Source organism: Gilliamella sp. B3172 (genome assembly GCF_026536465.1).
In the GTDB taxonomy this organism is placed as follows: domain Bacteria; phylum Pseudomonadota; class Gammaproteobacteria; order Enterobacterales; family Orbaceae; genus Gilliamella.
In genome coordinates, this window is the sequence record NZ_JAFNOA010000005.1 from 25,951 (window position 1) to 46,030 (window position 20,080).

Annotated in this window: 19 protein-coding genes and 1 tRNA gene; 14 read left to right on the forward strand and 6 right to left on the reverse strand. The window is 37.9% G+C overall.

Annotated features, from left to right (window positions below; all coding sequences use genetic code 11):
* Positions 1–17 precede the first annotated feature (17 nt).
* The 3 genes from allE to allC form a co-directional block, all read right to left on the reverse strand.
* Positions 18–797 carry a (S)-ureidoglycine aminohydrolase gene (gene allE / locus J3U37_RS07055; protein ID WP_267336128.1) on the reverse strand — a complete coding sequence of 260 codons (780 nt, stop codon included), beginning with the start codon at positions 795–797 and terminating at the stop codon, positions 18–20.
* Positions 798–933: 136 nt separating this feature from the next.
* Complete coding sequence (locus tag J3U37_RS07060) at positions 934–2,196, reverse strand: MFS transporter (RefSeq protein ID WP_267374008.1); 1,263 nt, start codon at positions 2,194–2,196, stop codon at positions 934–936.
* A gap of 12 nt (positions 2,197–2,208) precedes the next feature.
* Positions 2,209–3,435 (reverse strand): allantoate deiminase, encoded by a 1,227-nt coding sequence (gene allC, locus J3U37_RS07065; RefSeq protein ID WP_220217486.1) that lies wholly within the window; start codon positions 3,433–3,435, stop codon positions 2,209–2,211.
* Positions 3,436–3,901: 466 nt separating this feature from the next.
* On the opposite strand from allC, the gene fdrA reads away from it, so the two are divergent.
* From fdrA to J3U37_RS07095, 6 genes are all read left to right on the forward strand, one after another.
* The gene (fdrA, locus tag J3U37_RS07070; RefSeq protein WP_267374010.1) at positions 3,902–5,569 is read left to right on the forward strand and encodes an acyl-CoA synthetase FdrA; all 1,668 of its coding nucleotides are present in this window, start codon (positions 3,902–3,904) and stop codon (positions 5,567–5,569) included.
* 14 nt (positions 5,570–5,583) lie between these two features.
* Complete coding sequence (locus J3U37_RS07075) at positions 5,584–6,840, forward strand: DUF1116 domain-containing protein (protein WP_220217484.1); 1,257 nt, start codon at positions 5,584–5,586, stop codon at positions 6,838–6,840.
* A gap of 3 nt (positions 6,841–6,843) precedes the next feature.
* A complete protein-coding gene (locus J3U37_RS07080; RefSeq protein ID WP_267374012.1) occupies positions 6,844–7,803 on the forward strand; it encodes a DUF2877 domain-containing protein in 960 nt (319 codons plus the stop codon).
* Between the two features lie 3 nt (positions 7,804–7,806).
* The gene (gene allS, locus J3U37_RS07085) at positions 7,807–8,730 is read left to right on the forward strand and encodes an HTH-type transcriptional activator AllS (RefSeq protein WP_220217482.1); all 924 of its coding nucleotides are present in this window, start codon (positions 7,807–7,809) and stop codon (positions 8,728–8,730) included.
* Between the two features lie 65 nt (positions 8,731–8,795).
* The gene (locus tag J3U37_RS07090; RefSeq protein WP_220217481.1) at positions 8,796–10,028 is read left to right on the forward strand and encodes a pyridoxal-phosphate-dependent aminotransferase family protein; all 1,233 of its coding nucleotides are present in this window, start codon (positions 8,796–8,798) and stop codon (positions 10,026–10,028) included.
* Between the two features lie 217 nt (positions 10,029–10,245).
* Positions 10,246–11,529, forward strand: coding sequence for an MFS transporter (locus J3U37_RS07095; protein WP_267374014.1), 1,284 nt, complete (start codon positions 10,246–10,248; stop codon positions 11,527–11,529).
* A gap of 223 nt (positions 11,530–11,752) precedes the next feature.
* Here J3U37_RS07095 and fabB read toward each other — a convergent pair whose 3' ends face one another.
* Positions 11,753–12,964, reverse strand: a complete 1,212-nt coding sequence (gene fabB / locus J3U37_RS07100; RefSeq protein WP_220217479.1) for a beta-ketoacyl-ACP synthase I — start codon at positions 12,962–12,964, stop codon at positions 11,753–11,755.
* A gap of 281 nt (positions 12,965–13,245) precedes the next feature.
* Between fabB and J3U37_RS07105 the strand changes: the two genes are divergently transcribed.
* The 4 genes from J3U37_RS07105 to J3U37_RS12150 all read left to right on the forward strand — a co-directional run bounded on the left by J3U37_RS07105 (position 13,246) and on the right by J3U37_RS12150 (position 15,791).
* Positions 13,246–14,511, forward strand: a complete 1,266-nt coding sequence (locus J3U37_RS07105) for a putative DNA modification/repair radical SAM protein (RefSeq protein ID WP_220217478.1) — start codon at positions 13,246–13,248, stop codon at positions 14,509–14,511.
* 3 nt (positions 14,512–14,514) lie between these two features.
* Entirely contained in the window at positions 14,515–15,312 is a 798-nt protein-coding gene (locus J3U37_RS07110) for a TIGR03915 family putative DNA repair protein (protein WP_267374016.1), read from the forward strand.
* A 111-nt stretch (positions 15,313–15,423) separates the two neighbouring features.
* A complete protein-coding gene (locus J3U37_RS12145; RefSeq protein ID WP_416379994.1) occupies positions 15,424–15,564 on the forward strand; it encodes a DUF4130 domain-containing protein in 141 nt (46 codons plus the stop codon).
* Positions 15,565–15,650: 86 nt separating this feature from the next.
* The gene (locus J3U37_RS12150; protein ID WP_220217475.1) at positions 15,651–15,791 is read left to right on the forward strand and encodes a DUF4130 domain-containing protein; all 141 of its coding nucleotides are present in this window, start codon (positions 15,651–15,653) and stop codon (positions 15,789–15,791) included.
* 144 nt (positions 15,792–15,935) lie between these two features.
* On the opposite strand, the gene J3U37_RS07115 is transcribed toward J3U37_RS12150, so the two are convergent.
* The gene (locus J3U37_RS07115) at positions 15,936–16,694 is read right to left on the reverse strand and encodes an MlaA family lipoprotein (protein ID WP_267329087.1); all 759 of its coding nucleotides are present in this window, start codon (positions 16,692–16,694) and stop codon (positions 15,936–15,938) included.
* Between the two features lie 125 nt (positions 16,695–16,819).
* Here J3U37_RS07115 and J3U37_RS07120 point away from each other — a divergent pair.
* Positions 16,820–16,891 (forward strand) — tRNA-Arg (locus J3U37_RS07120).
* Positions 16,892–17,428: 537 nt separating this feature from the next.
* Here the strand turns inward: J3U37_RS07120 and J3U37_RS07125 are convergent.
* Complete coding sequence (locus tag J3U37_RS07125; RefSeq protein WP_267374018.1) at positions 17,429–18,043, reverse strand: type VI secretion system-associated protein TagO; 615 nt, start codon at positions 18,041–18,043, stop codon at positions 17,429–17,431.
* A 215-nt stretch (positions 18,044–18,258) separates the two neighbouring features.
* Here J3U37_RS07125 and J3U37_RS07130 point away from each other — a divergent pair, with 215 nt between their 5' ends.
* The 3 genes from J3U37_RS07130 to J3U37_RS07140 all read left to right on the forward strand — a co-directional run bounded on the left by J3U37_RS07130 (position 18,259) and on the right by J3U37_RS07140 (position 20,007).
* Positions 18,259–18,873: a hypothetical protein gene (locus J3U37_RS07130; protein ID WP_267329086.1), complete on the forward strand. Its 615-nt coding sequence runs from the start codon at positions 18,259–18,261 to the stop codon at positions 18,871–18,873.
* A gap of 358 nt (positions 18,874–19,231) precedes the next feature.
* Entirely contained in the window at positions 19,232–19,423 is a 192-nt protein-coding gene (locus J3U37_RS07135; RefSeq protein ID WP_267374020.1) for a hypothetical protein, read from the forward strand.
* A gap of 116 nt (positions 19,424–19,539) precedes the next feature.
* Positions 19,540–20,007: a hypothetical protein gene (locus tag J3U37_RS07140; protein ID WP_267374022.1), complete on the forward strand. Its 468-nt coding sequence runs from the start codon at positions 19,540–19,542 to the stop codon at positions 20,005–20,007.
* The last annotated feature ends 73 nt before the right edge of the window (positions 20,008–20,080 follow it).

Here is a 20,080-nt window from a genome sequence, read left to right on the forward strand (position 1 = left end):
TTCGTTTGTTTTATTGATTAAATATCGATATCTCGATGACAATCTTTTGAGTAAATATAACTTAGTGGCTCTTTGCCAACGGCGTAACAAGCCTGTAATGCATAGGCTCCCATAAAAATGTAGTCATCTTTTTTGACCGGTATCCAATGGTTATCTAATAAATACATGCCTTCACCACTTAGCAGATACGCACCATGTTCTTGTACGTGTGTTTCAATATAGCCATGGCTTGCGCCAGGTTTGAACGTTAAAATGTGAAAGTTCATATCAAACCCTAACTCTTTAGGTAATAGATCTTGCACAAATACGTTATCCATATCTTCATAGTTAATCGTATCAAGGTGCTGAACATGATTGGAAACCACCCGTGTTTGATATCCATTAAGCGGGATATAACGTCTTTTATATAAAAATAGCCGTGAGCTTTGTGCTTGATTTTGTAAGTATAATTTTACCCCTGCCGGGCAGTACAAGTAGCCACCGGTTTGTAATTGGAAAGATTGTTCGTCGGCTTTGGCAATCACCTCGCCGCTAATGACATAAACAAATACTTCAATATCTTTACCACCAAAACCTTGCTGGTTTTTTCCGTCTTGATGCATGGTGACAAGATAGTCGACAAAACTGGCACCGAGTTTTGGGGTCGATAGGATTGTAATATCACAATTTTCAAACCCGGGAATGATATTTTTGACCAGTCCGTCCGGTGGAATTAACGCATAATTATGGCGTTTGATGATAGCTCGTGAAGCTAACAAATCTTTAGGATAACCGGTGTTGTTATTGATGTATCCCATGTTTATCTCCTTGTAACATTTAGAGTTTTGTTGTGCTTTTGATATTACTTTAGGTAATAGAAAGCCCCGCCTTTAAAAAACAGCATGTTTTCAATTTTGTTGTTAAGCCGACTATCGCAAATAGCCGGCAGTGATATTATTTGTTATTTGTGCTTTGACGCATGTTGATAAGGAAGAAGATCACAGTAGCAACAATTAATATGCCAATTGCTACATAAAATCCGGTTATTTTGGTGCCGGTAAGATCTGCCAGATAGCCGGTTAATGGTGGCGCAATGACCGAAGAGCTCATACCGAAAAAGTTAAATACGCCAAATGAGGTACCGTAATTGGTTTTCGGGGCGGTTTCGGCAACGTGCGATATCAAAATTGGCTCAACGGTTAATTTTCCAAATAGACCATAAAAAATTAGCCCTGCCAGTAAAAAGGTGATCGTTGCTGATTGAACAGTGGTAAATAAAGTTGCTGCTGCAATTAATTCAAGCGCAATAATAAATATTAAGCGTTTATCTCGGAATTTATCAGAAATTTTACTAATAATTAGTGCGCCCGGTATGGCAGCAAAAGCGACCAATGATGAGGCCGAACCGATACTACCGCCGGTAAAGCCTCGTTCAGTTTCAAGAAAATTAGGTAGCCAGCTGACAATCATGTAATAACCGTAACAAGTAGCAAAATACATAATATAAGAGGCAATCATCTGAGGACTAAAGAAGCTGTGTTTTTGCGTTGCCGCTTCTGGCTCATCGATAGTTTGCTGCGCTTTGGTCTCGTTATTTGCTGCCGCTTTGAGTTTTGGATTTTCTTTAATAATGATGGCAAAACCGGCAACTAAGCACAGTAACAGGGCTGCGATGATGTATAGCATGTATTCCCATGGCATTCCCCACGATTTTACTAAAAAGCTGGTAGCCAGTAAGCTTATCCCCATACCTAACGCCGAACCGGTATTAATAATAGCTGAGGCGAAACCGCGATGCGCTGAAGGAATATTTTCAGCTGAAAGTGACCATGCAGCACCATAGTAAGATCCACAGCCTAAACCAGCCAGTAAACTACCGATGTAGATCATCATAATTGAGTGCGCATTACCGATGATAAGTGCCGCAATGGTAAACAGTAAAAAGCCGGGAATGACTACTGCTTTTTTACCAAATCTATCAACCAGCATTCCGGCAGGGATTTGCATGGCGGTGTAGGCAAAAAAGTAGCAACTGGCGATTAAACCAAGTTCGGTGTTTGATTGTGGCCCTATGGTTTGTTGGACTTCAGGAAAAATGGCCGTTAATACCGGACGGTAGATCCACATTACTGTCCAGCCTAGGCATAAAAGTACCACAATTTTATGCCAGTATTGTATACCGCCGGTTTTTTCTGTTGTTGAGTTAATAGTTGTCATGCTAACTCCTTATTACTCTTGATATGCTAATTGATAAAGTGCATAGGTTAATGCTTTGATGCCTTCAACCAGATCTTCTGTTTTGGTGTCTTCGGCAGTATTGTGACTGATACCTTTTATACTCGGCACAAATAACATTGCAGTCGGTACGAATGGCGCAAAGATTTGAGAATCATGCCCAGCTCCACTATGCATGACCCGATAACTTAATTGTTCTTTTTGGCAGATCTGCTCTAGCATCTTGATCAATTTATCATCCATTGGTATGGGATCTTCATCCATCCAGCGATTAATTTCGATTTCAAGTCCAAGCTCTGCTGCAATGCGTAACATGTCCGCTTCTAACTGTTGAGTAAAGGCGACTAATTCGGCTTTATCGGTGTGACGGCAATCAATGGTAAAAAGTACTTCACCGGGCACTACGTTAACCACATTAGGTACCGGTTCAACGTGACCAAAGGTTAAAACTAGCGGGTCGCCCACTTTAAGGGCTTTATCGATTGATTCATTGCAGATCCGGCTAAAGGCATAGACGGCATCTTTGCGGTAACCCATTGGGGTTGTGCCTGCGTGGTTGGCTTCGCCAATCAGTCGGATGTTGTAGCGTCTTTGTCCGACAATACTGGTTACAACACCAATACTTTTTTGCTCTTTTTCCAGCACGCCACCTTGTTCAATGTGAATTTCAAGGAATGCTTTGATATCGTCTCGTGCAGGTTTGGTGTTAAATTTAAATCCGCACGCTTTCATGGCATCAACAAATTTTATGCCGTTGCTATCTTCTATCGATTCGACATCCTGATGATTAGCAATGGCAAACACGTTTTTACTTCCCCAAAAGACATAAGGAAAACGGCTGCCTTCTTCTTCTGCCATTGAGATAAGTTCTAAGGTGCGTAATGGCTGTCCATAGTGTTTTTTTAAATACTCCATAGCCAGTAATGCGGCAATAATACCTAATTGCCCGTCAAGTTTTCCGCCGTTGACAACGGTATCGACATGTGAGCCTGACATAATGATCTGATCGGGATATTTGCTTCCTTCAAATCGACCATATAAATTACCGATGTCATCAAAATAACTCTCCATGCCGATTTCGGTCATTTTATCTTTTAGCGCATTTTGTGCGTCAAGCCATTCACTTGTGTAAAGTAAACGTGTTGTTCCGCCTTGTTCTAATCCACCAAAACTTGATATCCATTTCACTGCGTTAGCAACATCATCATATAAGATATTCATAAGCATTTACCTATTATTCAACTTTCGATTATTAACAATTTTTCTTTTCTCTCAACTTGCTAACTACGATACTATTAATAGCAAATAATAATGTGATCAAACCAGCTTTTTTGATTTTGTAAAATTTAATTAAATTAATGAGTTATTATTATAAAAAATTTTTTAATAATAATTTATCTATATGATTTTAAATAATTTTATTTTTCTAATTCAATTGCCAATTTGTGACATCTAACCTACTTATTCAATCATTTTTACGTAATATATAAATACAGTCTGATAATTAGATTTAATAGATAAACTCATTACCAGTGTAATGACACAGATCCAAACGGGTATCAGAATTCGCCTTGTGAAGATATTTTATTCCGTCATTGAGATGTTTCAAAACATGTGATGAGTGGCTATTGAGTTATATTCAATCAGTGTTTAGATAACTATTTTTATAACTGAGAGGCAAATTCTCATGATTCAATCTTTTATAAAAAAAGGAAGCTTTCAAGACTCGGTCAGTTTGATGTTAATCTCGAAAAAACTCAGTAATCTTGAAGAAGTTGATGAAGTTTCTGTCATGATGGGCACTCCTGCCAATAAATCGTTGCTAAATGCCACCGGTTTTTGGAGTGATACTTTCAACGATGCCACCCCAAATGATATCTGTGTTGCTATCAAAACCCATGATGATTCGACAAACGTTATAGCGCTGATTAGTGATCAGTTAGAAGATGCATTGAAAAACATTGCTCAGCAACAACAAGGCGGAACAAAACTACTTAAAGCCCGACGCTATGCCAGTGCCACCGAAAAGCTACCCGATGCTAATCTTATCTTAATTTCCATTGCCGGCGAGTATGCAGCTGAGCTGGCCGATCAAGCGTTAGATGATAATAAAAATATCATGATATTTTCCGATAATGTTTCGGTCGATGATGAAGTTCGTTTAAAAACTAAAGCTGATAAAAAAGATCTGATCGTTATGGGCCCTGATTGTGGTACTGCAATTATTGCCGGCGCCCCTTTAGCCTTTGCTAATGTGATCCCGAAAGGAAATATCGGCGTAATTGGCGCATCCGGTACCGGTATTCAAGAGGTGATCTCGCAAATTGCCTTATTAAATCAGGGCATTACTCAAGCGATCGGTTTAGGTGGTCGTGATCTGTCTGAAGAAGTAGGCGGTATTAGTGCGCTTACGGCACTAAAAATGTTAGCGGCTGATGAATCGACTCAAGTGATTACTTTTATTTCTAAACCGCCTGCAGAAAATGTGCGTAAAAAAGTTATTGCCGCAATGAAACAGATCAATAAGCCAATTGTTGCTCTGTTTTTAGCCTCAAAAATTGATCAGCCACAAGAAGATAATATCTATTTTGCCAATACCTTAGATGAAGCGGCCAGATTGGCTTGTTTATTGGCGAAAGTTGAAGCGACAGCCTGTCAGTTACCAACGGTTGCAGGTAAAACTATTAGTGGTCTTTATACCGGTGGAACTTTAGCGGCCGAAGTGGCAATGTTGTTAGCTAAAGCGCTCGATCTTGCTGTTAGCCACAGCCATGATAAAGGCATAATGTTAGATCAAAACGGACATAAAATTATCGATCTAGGCGATGATTTTTATACAGTTGGCAGACCACATCCAATGATTGATCCTTCAATTCGTGAAGAAGAAATTGCGCAACTTGGTCAACAGCCTGCGGTTGGCGTTGTGTTAATGGATCTGGTTATTGGTTATGGCGCTAACGCCGATCCAGCCGAATCAGTAATTAGTGGCTTTAGCCGTGCTTGTGCTGCGCGATCTGCTGATAATCCGTTAATTGCTATTGTGACTGTTACCGGATCGGAGCAAGATCCGCAGTCGCGTCATCAACAAATTGAAGCACTCAAATCGGCAAATATCATTGTCATGGACAATTTACCGGAAGCTGTATTACTTGCCAAAAGACTTATCACCGCGGGTCAAGCGTCAACACCGGTTAGATCCTATCCTTTATTAAACCATATTAGCGTGATCAATGCCGGGCTACGTAGTTTTGCTGAAGATCTTCAAGCATCAAATATTCCAGTGGTGCAGTATCAATGGGCGCCAATAGCGGGTGGAAACAAGAAGTTAGCGGCTATTTTGAAAAAATTAAATTAAGAGGTTTTGATAATATGAATACATCAATCAATGAAGCAAACCAAGCAATTATTGAGCGAATTAAAGCCGCCAGACCACACTGGATAGGGGTTATTGCGGCAAAAGAAGCCGTGCCAACGTTAGCACAAGGATATAAATTATTACATGCAGGCCCACCGATTGTTTGGCACGATATGACCGGACCAATGCAAGGGGCGTGCATAGGCGCTTGTTTATTTGAAGGCTGGGCACAAGACGAACAACAAGCCTTGCAATTGCTCGAAAATGGCAAAGTTGAATTTATTCCTTGTCATTCAGTAAATGCAGTAGGCCCAATGGGGGGAATTACTTCGGCAAATATGCCAATGGTGGTGGTTGAAAATATCACACATGGTAATCGAGCTTACTGTAATTTAAATGAAGGTATTGGCAAAGTGATGCGTTTTGGGGCTTATGGTGAAGAAGTGCTCAATCGTCATCATTGGATGAAAGTGTCATTAGCACCCGCATTAAATGAGGCATTAAAGCTTTTTGATAACGGTATTGATCTTACGGCACTAATGGCACAAGCTATTTCAATGGGTGATGAGTTCCACCAACGCAATATTGCCGCTTCCGCACTTTTACTGCGCACTTTATCGCCTAAATTAGCTTTACTTAACCGTGATAAAGCGGAAATGGCGAAAATTTTTGAATTTTTGAGTGTCACCGATCAGTTCTTTTTGAACATAGCAATGGCATTTTGTAAGTCAGTTATGGACAGTGCGGCACAAATTCAAGCCGGCACAATTGTGACTGCTATGACCCGTAATGGTAAGGATTTTGGTATCAAAGTCAGTGGGTTAGGTGATCAGTGGTTTACTGCACCAGTAAACACGCCGCAAGGGTTATTTTTCACCGGTTATTCTCAAAAAGATGCCAACCCCGATATCGGCGATAGCGCCATTACCGAAACTTTTGGAATTGGTGGGGCAGCTATGGTTGCGGCGCCGGGGGTAACTCGATTTGTTGGCGCAGGTGGCGCAGATGTTGCATTAGAAATATCAGAAGAGATGAGTGAGATATTTTTAGCGCACAATATGCTATTTCAAATCCCTTCATGGAACTTTCAAGGTTGTTGTATGGGATTGGATATCCGCCGTATTGTGGAAACAGGCATCACGCCTCTTATTAATACAGGAATTGCCCATAAACAAGCAGGCGTGGGTCAAATTGGTGCAGGCACCGTACGTGCTCCATTAGCGTGTTTTGAAAAAGCACTCGAGGCGTTAGCAGAAAAATTAAAAGTGTAATTTATGAATCAAACACATGCAGTAAACGCAAAATTATTAAAAGCGATGACCCAATCGCAACTCAACGTTAAATTATCTGCCGATGAATATCGGCAGCGCTGCATGTTATTGATGCCAAATTGTTGCTCTCCTATAAAGCCATTAGTAAGCAGTTCACAACTGCCTTTGCGTGAAGGAAAATTGACTGTTTTTAGTCAACATCGACATACCATTAATTTGATTAATCAGCAGCAACAATTAATTACTCTTCATCGCTATGGAAGTGGATTTGCACCAATGGGTAGTGTGCTGAAAACCGCAGATTTTGACACTGTTCAAGCCGCACTAACAACGGATAGTCATTTAACTATCAATCAAACCATTAACGGCGAATTAAAGATTGGTCATATCAGCATTGATCAGACGAGCCATATTTGCGATTTAGAATTAAAGCCCGATCCTGCTCTATCCTTTGATAAAAAGGGTGTTGCTCAATTACTGCAACAGATCAATAATTCTACTGGGGTACACGGTCAGTTAGGCAATCTGATTCTAACGCCGTATCAAGCAGAATTAGAAAATTTATGTCTCCAATTATCGAATTTACTGGCAGGTAATCGCGCCGATCTCACCCCTTATATCGGTTTAGGTGTGGGATTAACCCCGAGTTATGACGATATTATCGTTGGGATCTTAGCGGTACTGGCGTGTGATGAGCGTTTTTATGCGCCGTTACAACGATTGCAAGACGCTATGCAGTCTATGCCGTTAGATAAACTGACCACCACCATTAGTGCCACTTTTTTACAGTATGCGTTAAAACGCCAATTTTCTTTACTGGTTATGCAAGTGGTTAGAGCATTAGCACAAGGTAAATACCACCATGTATCGATCCATAAATTGTTAAATTATGGTCATACATCCGGTGCCGATCTTTTATTTGGCATTTGGCTAGGTATCGATCGTTTTATTATTAGGGATTAAATCATGTTAGATACTGAAACAATGCGAACATTTACTAAAGTGGTTGAGTGCAATAGCTTTTCAAAAGCCGCTAAACTTTTATATAAAACCCCTGCCGCTATTAGTTATCGCATTAAATCATTAGAAGCAGATCTTAATACCCAGCTCTTTGAAAGGACAACTCGCACAGTCAGTTTAACGCTTGCCGGTCAGCATTTATATGAGCATTGTAGCCAGTGGTTGTTATGGTTGACCACCATGCCTGATGAGTTACAACAGATTCGGGACGGGGTTGAACGTAAGGTGAATGTTACCATCAATAATTTGCTTTACGATGTTGATGCTGTGACCGATTTGTTAACCCATTTGAAAGAAAAATTCCCGTTTACTAATTTTAATTTTACCCGCCAGGTTTATATGGGGGTTTGGGATTCGTTGCTACACGGAGAATGTCATCTTGCTATTGGTGCAACAGGCACTGAATCATTGGATAACATGGTTAATATTTTTCCATTGGGCGAAATTAGTTGGGTATTTATTGCGGCAAAAAATCATCCTATTACTCAATTAGAAGGTCCGTTATCCAACGAAATACTCCGTAAATATTCTGCTGTTAATATTGAAGATACCTCTATTCATATGAATAAACGTGTTGCATGGTTGTTGCCAAGTCAGTCTGAAATCATTGTACCAAATATCACCACCAAATTAGCTTGCCATTTAAAAGGCTTAGGTATTGGCTTTTTACCTAAGTCGATCTGTCAACCTTATTTAGATTCGGGTGAGTTGGTTCAGTGCCAAGTGATTAATGAGCGCAAGCCTTCGCCGCTTTCATTAGCATGGAAAAAAACGCATATGGGTAAAGTGATGAGTGAAATTGTGAATCTGTTTAAGTTTCATCACCCCATTACGAATAATTTTTTGAAAAATATCGATAAGAAAAGATAGTCACCGCATCACAATGTAATGTGAATGTTAACAAGATTAAATCGAAATCAATAAGGGAAAAATACATGTTAGACCTAGACAAATATGATCAAATTAATCCGCCGTCTCGATTACTAATGGGGCCTGGCCCAATTAATGCAGATCCGCGTGTAACAAGGGCTATGGCTGCGCCATTAATTGGACAGTTTGATCCCGTGATGACAGATTATATGAATCAAACTATGGCACTTTATCGTGATATTTTTAAAACCAAAAATGAACAAACGTTCGTTATTGACGGTACTGCTCGAGCCGGTATTGAGGCCGTATTAGTTTCAACCATTCGCCCGGGTGACAAAGTACTTGTGCCTGTATTTGGTCGTTTTGGTTTATTACTGTGTGAAATTGCACATCGGGCAAGGGCGGAAGTTCATACTATTGAAGTGCCATGGGGAGAAGTTTTCGATCCAAATGTTATTGAAGATGCAATCAAAAAAGTTAAGCCTCGATTATTACTTTGTGTGCAAGGCGATACTTCGACAACTTTAATCCAACCATTAGATAAAATTGGTGAAATTTGCCGTCGCCATGGCGTACTTTCTTATGTCGATGCAACTGCCTCGATTGTCGGTAATGAGCTTGAAGTTGATAAATGGCAACTTGACGGGGTTTCAGTCAGTTTACAAAAATGTTTAAGTGGCCCGCCGGGCGTTGCGCCTTTAACACTTAGCCCACAAATGGTTGATATTATTCAGTCTCGTAAATGTGTTGAACTTGGTATTCGTGCTGAAGGTGATAGTAGCGGAAGTGATGAGATGATTTACTCTAACTACTTTGATATCGATATGATCATTCGCTATTGGGGCGCTGAGCGTATTAATCATCACACCGAAGCAACCTCAATGCTCTATGCGGCAAGAGAGTGCGCCCGTATCGTGCTTCAGGAAGGGTTAGATAATGTTATCGAGCGTCACCGAATTAATGGCGCAGCAATGGTTGCCGGCCTGCAAGCTATGGGACTGGAGTTATTTGGTGATCTTAAACATAAAATGAATAATGTGGTTGGGGTAAAACGTCCCGATAATATTGATGATCTGCAAGTGCGCAATTTGATGCTAAACGATTTTGGCATTGAAATTGGTGCTTCCTTTGGGCCTCTTAAAGGCAATGTTTGGCGTATTGGTACTATGGGTTATAACGCAAGAAAACCGTGCGTACTGCAAACATTAACCGCATTTGAAGCAGTGCTTAATCGTGTTGGATTTAAAACTACGCAAGGTGCCGGCTTACAAGCGGCTTGGGATGTTTATCAAAAATAGTTGGTCATTAACATAATAATAAAAGCTCACAACAAGTGAGCTAGCTTTATACCCAGTGAAGTTATTGCTAGATGAGTTACTTCAAGTGCGGCTGGATGGGCTAACATTGGTAGCATAAAAATCAGGTTATTAACCATATTACCTTATTGCAACAAAAGGTAACTCTTTTTGCAGCAGGTTATTTGGGATGTTACTTTAAAATGCATAAGGAGATTCAATGAATATCTCAGCTAATAAAATGCCTACATCTGGGTATAATCAAAAAAAATGGAAAGGGCGTTATACCATTTTATTATTATTGTGGTCGGGTTGGTTATTATCGTTTCTTGATCGAATGGTCATGAATGTTTCGTTGCCTTTTATCGGCAGTGAGCTTGGTTTAGATAAAACCGTGCAAGGCTCGATAATCAGTGCTTTTTTTATTGGTTATGCGCTGTTTCAAATTCCCGGTGGCTATTTATCCGATAAATTTGGGCCCCGTAAAGTTATGGCATTTGCCATTATATGGTGGTCAATTTTTACCTTCTTTACCGGGCTGATCTATTGGTTGCCTTTGATGTTGTTGGTACGATTCCTATTTGGTGCAGGTGAGGGTTGTTTTCCGGCTTCATCGTGGAAAGTCATTGCCACTTATTTTCCCCCTCATGAACGAGGACGAGCAACCGCCATTCAATCTTCTGTTAATACCTTAGGTCCGGCAATTTCTGTTGTTGTGGCCGTGACTATCATTGAGTGGCTAGGCTGGCGAGAGGTTTTTGTCATTTTAAGTGTACCGGGTCTTATCTTAGGCTTGCTTATTTATCGCTATATTCGTAATCATCCGGCAGATAATCGCTTAATCAGTGCCGATGAGTTACATCTGTTAGAAGCTGATCAACAAAACGATAAGAAAAATATTGAGATACAAACTCGATCGTTTTCATTGCTTGCGGTATTAAAAATGCCAATCCTTTGGAAGTTATCGCTGATTTGGTTTTTATTTGATATCACCTTTTGGGGTTTTACGACCTGGTTACCCAGTTATCTACTTGAGGCAAGGGGCTTATCACTGTCTAAAACAGGGATTTGGGCTGCCATTCCGTTCTTATTTGGGGCTTTAGGCACCTTAGTTGGCGGGTATTTTGCCGATAAGTTTCAACAACAACTTAAATATCTTTATGGCATTACAGCACTGTTATCTGGCGCTTTTTTGTTTTTAATGTATCAGGTTGAAAATCTTAATGCTGCTATTGTCTTCCAATGTATTTCAGCTTTATTTATGTTTATCGCCTTTGCGATTTTTTGGGGAATGTTGATGCATCTTATCCCAACCGCCATTATGGGCAAAGCGTCGAGTGTTGTTAACTTTGGTGGACAAGTTGCCGGCGTGGTTTCACCGTTTATCATCGGCTTTTTAATTGATAATGCCAGTGGTGGATATCATCATGCCTTTTTATTTATGGTGCTATCACTTATAGGATCAGCGGTTTTGACCTTTTTTATCGAAAAAATAACACTTTAAGGTAATTTTACTTAGGTTGTAATTGAAGGATTTTTAGAGAGAAGTAGCCAAAGATTAACAATTTAGCCAGCGGCGCAATATATGCAGGCAACAATTAGACTGAAGATTTAATACTTAGCTTAATTAAAATTAATCATTGATTAGCATTTGAAGATAATAAACCAACAAAAAAACCGTTCTTATGAAGTGAACGGTTTTTTTATTTTGCTAATTGATTAAAGCATTAGCCTTGATATTTTTTCATGACAATTGATGCGTTAGTTCCACCAAAACCGAAGCTATTAGACATTACTGTGGTTAATTCACGTTCAGTCGGCTCGGTGATAATGTTCATGCCGATAGCCGCTTCATCAAGTTCGTCGATATTGATACTTGGCGTGATAAAGCCGTGCTCTAACATGAGTAATGAATAGATAAGCTCTTGTGCACCTGTTGCACTTAAAGAGTGACCAGTCATCGATTTGGTTGATGAAATTGCCGGGATATTATCACCAAATACTTCCTTGATAGCCCAAAGCTCTTTAACATCACCAACTGGAGTTGATGTACCATGAGTATTGATATAATCAACCGGTGCATCTAAATCCGCAATCGCCATTTGCATACAACGCATTGCACCTTCACCAGACGGCGCTACCATATCATAACCGTCAGAAGTTGCACCATAACCAACCAGCTCACCATAAATGTGAGCGCCACGGGCTAATGCATGTTCAAGCTCTTCAACGACCACCATACCGGCACCACCGGCAATAACAAAGCCATCACGGTTGGCATCGTAAGCACGTGAAGCTTTTTCCGGTGTATCGTTATATTTAGTCGATAAAGCACCCATTGCATCAAACTCACATGACATTTCCCAGCACAGTTCTTCACCGCCACCGGCAAAAACAATATCTTGTTTGCCCAGTTGGATTAGTTCGGCAGCATGACCAATACAGTGAACAGAAGTTGCACAAGCTGAGGTCATTGAATAACTCACACCTTTGATTTTAAATGGTGTTGCTAAACAAGCCGAAATAGCAGATGACATCGATTTAGTCACGGCATAAGGTCCAACGCCACGCAATCCTTTTTCTTTCATACCAGCCACAACATTATATTGTGTTTTTGTCGATCCACCGTAACCGGCAATCAATCCTGTGCGAGGATTAGAAACTTGTTCCGGGGTCAATTTAGCATCTTCAATTGCTTGTTGTAATGCCAGATAACCATAGATAGAAGCATCATTCATAAATCGGACAATTTTTCGATCAATTAGTCCTGTCGTATCCAGTTTTACATTTCCGCATACATGGCTACGCATTCCACTATCTTTCATTTCTTGTGAAAAAGTAATGCCGCTTCGACCTACTTTTAATGATTCGAGAACTTCTTTAGTATTGTTCCCTATGCTTGATAGAATCCCTAACCCTGTAATAACAACACGTTTCATTTAATGCTTTACTCCTAAATTATCTGGCTTTATATGAAAACTTCCGCTGATTATAGCGTACAGTTGTAAGCTGAACAATACCTTAACTCTTTTTTTATAATCAATTTCATATCAACTAGTTGATTAATCGAATTAATATTAAAAAATTTAATAAAACAAAATTCTATCGTCGCTTCATTTTTATGATTTAAACAACGCTTTTAATACACAATATTTACTTGCGATGCGAATACTCATTACGTTATACTGTACAAATATACAGTTTATGGGTGAGTGAATAAATGAATGAGAAAATGATAGCTAAGCTTGAAATATTAGCCGAATCGGCAAAATATGATATTTCTTGCGCTTCGAGCGGCACTTCTCGAAGTAATAAGCATAAAGGCATTGGTAATGCTAGTAGCTGTGGCATTTGTCACAGTTTTACTGCCGACGGTCGTTGTGTTTCTTTGCTAAAAATCATGCTCACTAACTACTGTATGTTTGATTGTGCTTACTGTATCAATCGACAAAGTAATGATATCCCTCGTGCCGGATTTACGCCAAAAGAGTTGGCTGATTTAACGATTGAATTTTATCGCCGTAACTATATTGAAGGACTATTTATTAGTTCCGGAATTGTCAGAAGCCCGGATCACACTATGGAAAAGATGATTCGTGTGGTCAAAATTTTGCGCAATGAGTATCATTTTAATGGTTATATTCATATGAAAGCTATACCCGGCGCAAGTAATGAATTGATCACCGAAGCGGGACTATTGGTCGATCGGATGAGTGTCAATTTAGAAATTGCCACCGAAAAGAATCTAAAATTATTAGCGCCGGATAAAGATCATCAAAGCATCTATCAACCGATGCGCCATATCCAGCAAAACTTATTAGAGAATATCGAAGATCGCAAAAAAATTAAATCGACTCCAAAATTTGTTCCGGCAGGGCAAAGTACGCAAGTGATTATTGGTGCGACCGATGAAACCGATAATCAGATTTTGCAATTAACCGCCAAATTATATAAGCGACCAAGCATGAAGCGGGTTTACTATTCGGGTTTTATTCCGGTAAACAGCTATGACAGCAGATTGCCGGTTGTGCAAGAAGTGCCAAGAGTTCGTGAAAATCGATTGTATCAAGCCGATTGGTTGCTACGATTTTATGGTTTTGATGTGAATGAAATTGTTAATGAGCAATATCCTGATTTAGATTTAACGGTTGATCCTAAACTTGCATGGGCAATACGTAATCCGCAATGTTTTCCGGTTGATGTAAATCGTGATAGCTATCAAAAAATTTTACGGGTGCCGGGCATTGGGGTTAAGTCCGCAAAAATGATTGTATTGGCTCGGCGTCATCGTAAACTGAATTTAGAGGCGCTTAAACGTATTGGCGTGGTATTGAAACGAGCACAATTTTTTATTGTTTGTCATGAAATGAAAACATTTAAATTGCTTGAATCTTCAGCCGAATACATCCGCCTTTCCTTGCAAGAACCGCCACTGCTGGAAGCGAAAAATCTAAATGTGCCGCAACAATTGGTTATGGGGTGGTAGTTGATGCTTGCCTTTAGTTATGACAAAAGTTTTGAAGGATTACTTTGCGCTGTGTTTGATGCTTTTAAACTCAAACAAATGCCGGAATGCTTATTAGGGCAGGGTGAGGTGGCGCCTTTATTGGTTTCTAACATCCATGATGTCGAATTTCGTAATAGTAAATATGAACGAGTGATGAGCGCGCTAAATAAAAAATTAGCGAAAATCTCACTCAATCATTTAATGTACGTGTGGTTATCCGAAATTCCGGAAAGTGATTTAATTATCTTTCGCTATATTTGCAAAGTGTTTAAGTCTCAGCAATCAATCGAAACCGATTTTGCCGATCCGGATGTACTTGCAGTACATGAAATTGCCAAAAAAGTTAGCAAAGAGCGGCATCACTTAATTCAATTTGTCCGTTTTAATACTATTGAAAGCCCGACAGATCAGAATCATGCTAAAGAGAAAATCTATTTTTCTGTTGTGGCGCCTATTTATAATGCTTTGCCTTTGGTTTTGAAGTTTTTTAAAGATCGCTATGCCGATCAAAAATGGGCTATTTATGATGAAAAACGACAATACGGATATTTTTATGATTTAGAAAAGATCGAACAGATATCCTTAACTGATCAAGATGATTTGTTGGTTAACAGCAAAATTAATCAAAAATACTTAACGGAAGATGAAATTTTGTTTCAGACTATGTGGCATCGTTATTGTCAAGCTTTGACGATTAAAGAAAGGGTGAATCCAAAATTACAACGGCAACAAATGCCTAGACGCTTTTGGCATTATCTGCCGGAAATGCAGGGTTTATAAGAGTCTATTGAAATATAAATTTTGAGCGGACTAAGTAGAAATTGAGCTTTTATCGTAAATTGTGCCCCAACTAATAGTCAGTACTGTTGAAAGATGAAGTTTTTTTAGACTATGTGGCATCGTTATTGCCAAGCCTTAACGATAAAAGAAAGAGTGAATCCAAAATTACAACGGCAACAAATGCCTAGACGCTTTTGCATTATCTGCCGGAAATGCAGGGTTTATAAGGGTCTATTGAAATATAAATTTTGAGCGGACTAAGTAGAAATTGAGCTATTATCGTAAATTGTGCCCCAACTAATAGTCAGTACTGTTGAAAGATGAAGTTTTTTTAGACTATGTGGCATCGTTATAGCCAAGCCTTAACGATAAAAGAAAGAGTGAATCCAAAATTACAACGGCAACAAATGCCTAGACGCTTTTGCATTATCTGCCGGAAATGCAGGGTTTATAAGGGTCTATTGAAATATAAATTTTGAGCGGACTAAGTATAAAATTGAGCTTTTACCAATATTGTGCCCTATTAATAGTCAGTACTGTTGAAAGCGATTTAATGATCATTAAAAGTGATATAAACAGAAACCGCCGAGCTTGTCGGCGGTTGTTAATGTGATTCATCATTATTATTGTGAATCGATATCATTAATAAAGCTGTTAATGCTTTCTTCTCGTTGCTGTTGTTTTTGTTGATCGACTTTACCACCGGAAGCATTAAAATCATTACGTTGGAAATACGCATTTCGCATGAAGTTATAAGGATCATCACTATTTTTAAGCATATCTTCATATTCAATCGCAACGGCGCGAGCTTCAATACCGTCAACTACGCCACGCGCTAGTGCCCATTGCCAATCTAACCAAACCAGTGGTGGGTAAAGGGTATCGACAAGGTCACCACCTTCTTGTCTAAGTGTCGCTGATCCATAAAATGGTAAAACGACGTAAGGTCCGTAAGGAACATCATAATGACCTAACACATCACCAAAACTGCGTCTGTTTCCTTTCTTTAATTGCGGATCAGCCATGCTGGCAACATCAAATACCCCTGCAACACCAAAAACAGTATTGATAAAGAATCGGGCTAAATGGGTACTGGCTTGATGAACTTCGCCTTGAAGCAGGTTATTTACCATAGATGCCGGTTCAGATAAGTTAGATGAAAAGTTAACGACGCCTTTACGTACAGGAGACGGGACATAATCTTTCCATACTACTGCTGCTGGACGCAAAATATAGGGATCAAGCGCATAATAATTGACGTTGAACATCGCTTTATTAACCCCAGACAACGGGTCGCTATATGTATTGGTTTCAGGCTGATATGTAGCGCAACTGGTTAGCGCTAATGCAGTAATCATCATTCCAATTATTCTTTTTTTCATAATATATTCTTCTATTATTGTTAATATTATTGATAAGCTAATTGTATCATGTTTGTATAAAATGGAAAATTTTTGTTATTTAATTGGTATTATTTGTTTAAATTGATTAGAATAACCGACCCGGTGACCTCATAGTTAAATGGATATAACAAGCCCCTCCTAAGGGCTAGTTGCAGGTTCGATTCCTGCTGGGGTCGTATTCGCTCAATCAGGTAAAATCGATAACCCGCCTTTACAACCTTATCGGAACTTATTTTTTTTCATTGATAACATATCTAAAAAAACGCCATCAATTATTTCAGATTGATAACTTTTCTAAACTGTTTACGGTATATTTGAGGGTATTTTGAGATAACCTATCAAAAATACCGTGATTGGACTTATTCATAGAAGCAATTAAATTAACAAAGCATAATGATAAATTGTATAACATACCAAAAGTCGAAAGCTAAATTTCAAATAATTGTTTTATATGCACTATGAATTAACAACGTCATCAGTGTCTAAAAGGTTATGATCGCCGTTTGATCTGAATCTGTTTTTAATAATAAATATTACTTTCAATTGTTGGTTAGGAAGGATCTTTTATAAGTTAAGATTTATGATCATAATGATGAAATTGATCTTTGTATTTGAAGCGAAACGGATCAATTTCATCTTTGCTTAACATTTAATGTTGAGATTTGTGTTTAAGGTAATCTAATATATTTTAAAGAATTTAGTTTTCCATACCATTACCAACCACAGGTTTCCCTTAGCGGTTTTATTGCTTCATCAAGCCCGGTTAATGTAAATGTTGTATTTACTGCTGACTCACCGTATGGTGTGACTTGAATAAATAATTTATTTTTTCCGATTAATTCCTTAATAAAATCCGTTGTCTTTTTTGATCGGGTGCTTGAATAGAATATTGCTTTATGATCATTTGAAATATCCCATCTTCTATTCGATACCGCTTTTTCAGAGTCAATACGTGTTATGGGCGTTAAATCATTAGAACGTAAAAATGTATCAAAATCGATATATAATTCAGTTACATTCTCTTTACATCTGATATATAAATGAGGTGTTATTAAATTATATCGCGCGTTTATTGGACGATCAGCATTCAGTCTTATGGTCACAGATTTACTATCATCAACGGGTGATACGCCTTGTTGGACAAACCATTTGCCCATGGCATTTTTATCTATCGAGCTTTCAGTTTTTTTCTCGAATATCTTATCGTAGCATGCAAGTCTTTGAGTTGAGTCAGTCAGCGATTTACAGCTGTCGATTTCTTTCTCAAGTTGATCATTAGCGAGGGCTAAAAAAGGTAAAGCAATTAAGGTAAATAAAGTCTTTCTCATAATAAAAATCAATAAGTTAAACGCTCTTTAATAGTATTGTATTTTTTGGGGGAAATCAATGCTTAATTGTTGTTTATCTATCGCTGATTTGGTGAATAATGGACAATTGATTACATCATGTTTATCTGCGTAGTTTCATTTTTTTATAGTTATTGCAAATCATCAATGGTACAATAATTGAGCAAATATAGAAAATTTACTATTGAGGAATAGAGATGAAAAAATTTTTACCATTAATGTTAATTTGTATTGCTTTTTTAATATCATCTTGCACCACGTATAAAGATGAAAGTTATTCTGAGCCTCTTCCTAGTGATAAAGTCGCCAAAGTAACCTTTACTTATTCCAAAAATTTTAATAGTAGTACTGCAATGATTTTTGGTGTTTTTTCAATGAGTAAAACAGAAGGTAATTATCTCAATAATACAGAAACTAAAATAAAATTTGATGAAAAAACCAAGGATCGTAACTTTGGCATACCAACTCCAAATAATAGTGAAATTGCATATAATGTTTATATTCCAGCAAATAAGACTTTTAAATTTAATGCTAGTATTTGGCATTATTGGTATTCAAACCTCTCTGATACATCAGGAGAAGAAAACAGATCCAGTTCATGTAGCTATGATAATATAGTATTTACACCAGTTGAAGGCGGTGAATATTTGGTTTTTCTTGATAACCTTAATAATAACTATAAAGATGCGCCAAGATGCTCTTTAACAATAAAACAATTTGTTAAAAGCAAATCAGGTAATCAGTGGGTGGATATTCAATACACATTCAAAAATACTAATGGACGTGATGTTATGACTACCTATTCAAGATAAAATTTAATTCATCTATTATCATCGCATAGGCTAAAAAACCACCTTAGGGTGGTTTTTTATTGTGCAAATTTCATAAATTTCGTATTACTAAGCCAAATTATTTATAGAAAAATGTATGAAAAGGATATGTATCACCATTTTATTGTTTTTATCTCATCGAGTCTTTATGCAATGAAACTAATGACCAAGATTGGAGCGTTAACATCACTATTACTCCTATTACAGATAAAAAAGTTTTTATATTCACTATTGATATAACGAAATATAAAGAGGTTAAAAGTGCTGAGCTTATGGTTAGTTGTGAAAGGGTAGGTCTTATACCACAGTCAAAAAACTGGCAAGACAACCAAATGATGCAATGAAAATCATTTTTAGAGTAAATAAAGAAAAAATAATTAAAATGCAATGGGGTCTGCATAGAGGTGATGTCAGTGTCAGAAAAGAAGAATTTATGAATGAAGTAATTCAGAATGATAAAAAGCTCATTGTAAGAGTAGGAACTAAATCGACAAGAGATTTAACCTTTTCTTTCGTAGGCTATAAAAACTAACGAAAGGTTAGAAAAAATGCTTAAATTAAAATATATTATACAGCCCGCCTCGGTGGGTTTTTTATTGCCTAAATCCATTAAATAACATAAGATTAACAAAAACATAAGGATGTGGTATGAAAAGAATTGCATTAATTAGCCTTGTTAGCCTAGCTTTATTTGGTTGTGGTGAGAAGAAAATAAATGAAGAAATGTTAGTTGGCGATTGGGAGTGTAATATAACTCAGCAACTTGCTAAGTGGAAAAATGGAGCTTTTCAAGAGTATGGTGAAGTAAAAAGCGAGAAAACTCTTGTAACTTACAAAATTTACGATGGAGTAATCATAAGGACTCTACCGATTGAACTTTTCAAAAACGATTGGGAATCTTATTCTGTATACCAATCAATTTATAATATTAAAGGAATTAACATAACGGATAAAAATGTTTCCATTATCGAAAGAAAAATAGATTTTATTTCAGAAAATGAGTACAGAATAACTGGTGTTTTATCAGTAATAAACGGTAATGATACAGAGTCAGTACAAGAAAAAGATAATTTTAAAAATAAACTTGAAGAGCATTGCATTAAAATAAAACACTAGTAAAACATTTATTATTTGCCAGTGCTTTATTTTATCTTTTCAATTTTCCCCCAATTTTTGCCGAAAGTTCGCT

Excerpts from the sequence above, each read along its gene's own strand:
- allE (WP_267336128.1), bottom strand. The coding sequence starts at position 797 with ATGGGATACATCAATAACAACACCGGTTATCCTAAAGATTTGTTAGCT.
- J3U37_RS07060 (WP_267374008.1), bottom strand. The coding sequence starts at position 2,196 with ATGACAACTATTAACTCAACAACAGAAAAAACCGGCGGTATACAATAC.
- allC (WP_220217486.1), bottom strand. The coding sequence starts at position 3,435 with ATGAATATCTTATATGATGATGTTGCTAACGCAGTGAAATGGATATCA.
- fdrA (WP_267374010.1), top strand. The coding sequence starts at position 3,902 with ATGATTCAATCTTTTATAAAAAAAGGAAGCTTTCAAGACTCGGTCAGT.
- J3U37_RS07075 (WP_220217484.1), top strand. The coding sequence starts at position 5,584 with ATGAATACATCAATCAATGAAGCAAACCAAGCAATTATTGAGCGAATT.
- J3U37_RS07080 (WP_267374012.1), top strand. The coding sequence starts at position 6,844 with ATGAATCAAACACATGCAGTAAACGCAAAATTATTAAAAGCGATGACC.
- allS (WP_220217482.1), top strand. The coding sequence starts at position 7,807 with ATGTTAGATACTGAAACAATGCGAACATTTACTAAAGTGGTTGAGTGC.
- J3U37_RS07090 (WP_220217481.1), top strand. The coding sequence starts at position 8,796 with ATGTTAGACCTAGACAAATATGATCAAATTAATCCGCCGTCTCGATTA.
- J3U37_RS07095 (WP_267374014.1), top strand. The coding sequence starts at position 10,246 with ATGAATATCTCAGCTAATAAAATGCCTACATCTGGGTATAATCAAAAA.
- fabB (WP_220217479.1), bottom strand. The coding sequence starts at position 12,964 with ATGAAACGTGTTGTTATTACAGGGTTAGGGATTCTATCAAGCATAGGG.
- J3U37_RS07105 (WP_220217478.1), top strand. The coding sequence starts at position 13,246 with ATGAATGAGAAAATGATAGCTAAGCTTGAAATATTAGCCGAATCGGCA.
- J3U37_RS07110 (WP_267374016.1), top strand. The coding sequence starts at position 14,515 with ATGCTTGCCTTTAGTTATGACAAAAGTTTTGAAGGATTACTTTGCGCT.
- J3U37_RS12145 (WP_416379994.1), top strand. The coding sequence starts at position 15,424 with ATGTGGCATCGTTATTGCCAAGCCTTAACGATAAAAGAAAGAGTGAAT.
- J3U37_RS12150 (WP_220217475.1), top strand. The coding sequence starts at position 15,651 with ATGTGGCATCGTTATAGCCAAGCCTTAACGATAAAAGAAAGAGTGAAT.
- J3U37_RS07115 (WP_267329087.1), bottom strand. The coding sequence starts at position 16,694 with ATGAAAAAAAGAATAATTGGAATGATGATTACTGCATTAGCGCTAACC.
- J3U37_RS07125 (WP_267374018.1), bottom strand. The coding sequence starts at position 18,043 with ATGAGAAAGACTTTATTTACCTTAATTGCTTTACCTTTTTTAGCCCTC.
- J3U37_RS07130 (WP_267329086.1), top strand. The coding sequence starts at position 18,259 with ATGAAAAAATTTTTACCATTAATGTTAATTTGTATTGCTTTTTTAATA.
- J3U37_RS07135 (WP_267374020.1), top strand. The coding sequence starts at position 19,232 with ATGAAAATCATTTTTAGAGTAAATAAAGAAAAAATAATTAAAATGCAA.
- J3U37_RS07140 (WP_267374022.1), top strand. The coding sequence starts at position 19,540 with ATGAAAAGAATTGCATTAATTAGCCTTGTTAGCCTAGCTTTATTTGGT.